Source organism: Chloroflexota bacterium (assembly GCA_026713825.1).
Lineage (GTDB): Bacteria > Chloroflexota > Dehalococcoidia > Lucifugimonadales > UBA1127 > UBA1127.
The window spans coordinates 1-4,236 of the sequence record JAPONS010000101.1 but is presented as its reverse complement, the minus strand read 5'-3'; the positions used below and the strand labels follow the sequence as shown (position 1 = coordinate 4,236).

The following is a 4,236-nucleotide window of genomic DNA, read 5'->3' as shown; positions in this document are numbered from 1 at the left end:
TCGGCGGGCTCAGAGGGCATGTCGACGCAGTCGCCGTTCACGTCGAACTTCCAGCCGTGGTAGACGCAGCGGATGCCGGCCTCTTCGTTGCGCCCGAAGAAGAGGCTCGCCCTCCGGTGCGGGCAGTAGTTGTCGACGATGCCGACGGCACCGGTCGTGTCGCGGAACGCGATGAGGTCCTCGCCCAGCAGTCGCAGGCGCACGGGCGGGCAGTCGGCCTCAGGCAGCTCCCACGACAGAAGCGCGGGCATCCAGTAGCGGCGGAACAGGTTGCCCATCGTCGTGCCGGGCCCAACCTGTGCGAGAGTGTCGTTCTCAAACTGCGTCAGCATGTCGTCGGCCTCCGTGCGCGTAGGCGCGCTTTCGAGGGGATTGTACACCACAGCGTCAGAGGCAAGTAGAGGCGGGCACGCCTACTGGAAATGAGGAAACACCCGCTCCGCCGTCAGCCGCATCGCCTTGGCCGTCGGCTCCGTCGGCATGCCCGCCCAGCGCATACGCAGACCGATGTGCGTGACGCCGAGCGCCTCGTAGCGCTTGAGGTCCGCGACGACCTGCTCGACGTCGCCGACGATGAACCTGTCCTGCGCCAGCGCTGCGAACTCCGAGGCGAATGAGCGCTCACCCTCCAGAGCCTGGTCCTGCCCCCACTGCGCGTACGTGTCGTACTTGCCGGTAACGTAGGGCTGCGCAATTCGGACAGCCTCCTCCGCCGTCTCCGCCACGAAGAATTCCCGCAGGATGGGGAGGTCCGTTGCGTCGGGATGCCCCGCCTCGCCCCGCGCGTCCCGGTAGAGGGCCACCTGCCGCGCGATGGTGGCGTAGTCGGCGTGGTTGATGAGCCACGGGTAGCCGAGGCGTCCAGTGCGAGCGACGGCGGCATCGCTGCTCGCGGCGATCCACACCGGCGGCGCGGGCTGCCGGACGGGCCGGAGCCCAGTCGGGGAGTCGCTTAGCTGGAAGTGGCGGCCCTCGTACGTGACCGGGCCCTCCTCACGCCAGAGCAGTTGCATCACCTCGAGGGCCTCCACCATCCGACCAACGCGATCGCGCCGTGGCACGCCGAAAGCCGCATTCTCCTCGTCGCGGTAGCCGAGCGCGGTGGCGAGCACGGCGTGGCCGCCGGTGATGACATCGAGCGTCGCAACCTGTTCGGCAACCTGGACCGGGTGATGGAGCGGCAGGACGGCAGTCGTCACAACGTCGAGCCCTGGCGCCTCCGCGGTAAGGCGCGCGAGCACCGGCAGCGGCTGCAGCATCTGGTACGGGTGGCTGAGGAAGTGCTGCCCGGCGTAGAGCCACGAGAAGCCGAGATCCCTGGCGAGCGCCACGAGGCTGAGCGCCTCCTCGACGGCGCCGGTCATGTCTGTGCCGGCGGGCTGCTGCAGCATGCCGGTCAGTGAGAGGCCGAATTTCATCTGCGCGCTCCTTTACGCGTGTGAGTATAGCGGAATGGCGCGAGGGCGGCGGAGGGCTGGTATACTGCGGCCATGTTTCACGTGACGGATGCCGCGCTGGATGCGCTGTACAAGGGCCGTGTGGACGCGGGCCACGCGGAGGGCGAGGTGATGCGCCTCATCTCGCAGGGTGATGGGTTCGGGTTCAAGCTGGACTCGCCCGGGCTGACGGACCTGGTGTACCGGCACAATGGGCAGGAGGTGCTGCTGGTGGCCTCCAGCCTGAATCGGACAATGGGGCACATGCGGATGGACGTCGTGAGCAGCAACGGCAAGCGGAGTTTTGTGCTGGAGCGCGCGGACAAGTAGGCGTCACGCATCCTGATAGTACAGTCTGACCAGCTCTATTACCTTTTCCTTGTCTATGTCTCCGGCAAAGTAGTCTGATACCGCCGCAAGGACCTCATCCCGGTCTATGCGCCCGTTCTGGTTGGTGTCGTATTCATGGTAGGGCGTCTCAACGACGACGATGTCGACGATGATGATGGCGCCGATTCCCGCAGAATCCGTGGCCGTCAGGTTCACCGTGAATGTCCTGTCGAGGACCAGCGCCGCCCCCTCCTTGACCCTGAGTTGGCCCGTGTCCTCGTCGACGGTGAAGCTGGCGGCGTCGGTGCCGCTGAGGAAGTACGTGATCGCGAGGCCGTCCTGGTGTGTGGCGGTCACCGGGTCGCCGGCCGGGTCGCCGGCTGCGGCGTTCTCGAAGACCTCCCGCTCCGTCCGGATGCCGTCGTCGAACTTGGGCGCAACAGGCGCGGGGCCGAACCCGAGGCTGCCGCCACTCTGTTGAAGTGTCCCCGGCGTAACCACATTGATCATGACAGTTATCCTGGCGTCAATGGTAGGGTCGGGGTTTCCGTCTGCATTTTTATTGTCGTCGACTCTTACGACGACGGTGAAACTCCTGCCTGCCTGTAGGTTTAAGTTGACGCTGGTGCTTAGTTGTCCGGACGTTGGTTCGATAGTGAAGATACTGTGGTCATGACCCACGAAGTCGTAGAAAAGCATGTCGCCGTCGGCGTCCGTGGCCGACACTGGATCGCCGATGGCCTGCCCGATCGTGGCGTCCTCAGAAACGGAACGGGTGGTGGAGGCGCCCTCATTGAACGTGGGACTGCTGTTGGTGGCGGCGACAACACTGGTCGCGTCAACACCGCTGGGCGCGATGGCAAGGAGTGCGGCGACAATAAGCGTGAGCGCGGCAGCGGCCACCATGGCCCGGCCAAATCGGTCAACGATGTCATTCATTGAATATGACTCCAACCCGCCGAGGGCGAGGTTCCTCGGGGAGATTTTACCATCTTCCAGCCGAGGCAAAACCGGCGCCATGCACTCATTGTCTGCAATTGTGACATCACCGGTCGCAGGCAATCCGCGGGCAACGCTTGAACGCCGCACGAGTTACACCTGCTACTGATTTAGTCGCCGTTCAACATGTTGCGGTAGAATCTATGGCTGGCCGGGCAAGGGAAGGGAAGGGACTGTGGATACAATCGGGACTGCCGGTACTGCGTGGGTCGTATTCGGGTTCACCATGTACTTCGGCATGCTGATCGCGATCGCCATTGTAGGCGCGCGGCGGATGCGGGACATGGCCGACTACACCCTTGGTGGGCGGCGGCTGGGCAGCTTCACCGCGGCCCTCAGCACCGGATCGTCGACTACCAGCGCGTGGACGATGCTGGCGCTGCCGGCGCTGGCCTTCACTGGGGGTCTCGTCGAGATGTGGGTGCCGGTGTGTGGGACCATCGGCATCTTCCTGAGCTGGACGCTGCTGGCCAAGCGGCTGCGGCGGTACAGCGTCGCCGCGAACAACGCGGTGACCATCCCGGAGTTCTTGGAGACACGCTTCGGCGATACGACGGGGACGTTGCGGGCGGTGTCCGGGACCATCACCATCGTCTTTGTGGTCTTCTACGTCAGTTCCGGGCTGGTGGGCGGGTCAAAGCTGCTGGAGCAGATCTTCGGGCTCGACCTGGCGGCCGGCGTCATCCTGACGTTGCTCGCCGTAGCGGCCTACACGCTGATTGGCGGGTTCATGGCGGTGTCCCGGACGGATGTAGTGCAGGCGCTGCTGATGCTGGGGAGCCTGCTAGTGCTGGTGATCACCATGCTCGTCGTGACGGAGCACCCGTTCGGACACGGCTCCGCCGCCGGGTTCTTTGACCCGTTCACCGCGACGGACGGTTCTCCCATCACGCTGGCCCATGTGCTCTCGATATCTGGGTGGGCCGTCGGCGGGCTGGGCGCGCACCGGATCCTGCAGCGGTTCATGGCCATTGAACATGAGGACAAGGTGCCGCAGGGCCGCAACATTGCCGTCGTGTGGCTCGTGACGGTGTACGCGCTGGCGTTTCTGGTGGGTATGGTCGCGCGGCCTGCCCTGTTCGAGGCTGGGATGCTGGGTGCCGTTGCGGACACGGAGCGGGTCTACTTTGTAGTCTCAGAGGTCTTCTTCCACCCGGTGGTGCTGGGGGCACTGCTGACAGCCGTGATCGCGGCCGTGATGAGCACGGCGGACTCGCAGCTGCTGCTGGCATCGGCCATTGCGACGGACGACGTGCCCGTGCTCAAACGCATCGCCGCGGGGCTGGCGGCCAACGCCCGGGTGTGGATGGGCCGGGGGCTGCTGGTCGTCATCGGGGTCGTCTCGGCCGGGATGTCCCTGTGGTTCCCGGACTCCATCTTCAACCTGGTGAGCTACGCCTGGGGCGGGATGGGGGCGGCGTTCGGACCGGTGATGATTCTCGGGCTGTACTGGCGGCCGGTCACTGTGTGG

General features: G+C 65.3%; 5 protein-coding genes. 2 read left to right on the top strand and 3 right to left on the bottom strand.

Annotated features, from left to right (window positions below):
• Together OXC99_11840 and OXC99_11835 are read right to left on the bottom strand one after the other, a co-directional pair.
• On the bottom strand, positions 1-332 hold a 332-nt coding region (locus OXC99_11840; GenBank protein ID MCY4625675.1), incomplete at its 3' end, for a Rieske 2Fe-2S domain-containing protein.
• Between the two features lie 81 nt (positions 333-413).
• Positions 414-1,418, bottom strand: a complete 1,005-nt coding sequence (locus OXC99_11835; protein MCY4625674.1) for an LLM class flavin-dependent oxidoreductase — start codon at positions 1,416-1,418, stop codon at positions 414-416.
• A gap of 72 nt (positions 1,419-1,490) precedes the next feature.
• Here OXC99_11835 and OXC99_11830 point away from each other — a divergent pair, with 72 nt between their 5' ends.
• The gene (locus OXC99_11830; GenBank protein ID MCY4625673.1) at positions 1,491-1,766 is read left to right on the top strand and encodes a hypothetical protein; all 276 of its coding nucleotides are present in this window, start codon (positions 1,491-1,493) and stop codon (positions 1,764-1,766) included.
• Positions 1,767-1,769: 3 nt separating this feature from the next.
• On the opposite strand, the gene OXC99_11825 is transcribed toward OXC99_11830, so the two are convergent.
• Entirely contained in the window at positions 1,770-2,705 is a 936-nt protein-coding gene (locus OXC99_11825; GenBank protein ID MCY4625672.1) for a cadherin domain-containing protein, read from the bottom strand.
• Between the two features lie 235 nt (positions 2,706-2,940).
• Between OXC99_11825 and OXC99_11820 the strand changes: the two genes are divergently transcribed.
• Positions 2,941-4,236, top strand: a 1,296-nt coding sequence (locus OXC99_11820) for a sodium/proline symporter (protein MCY4625671.1), incomplete at its 3' end; no start/stop codon positions are given.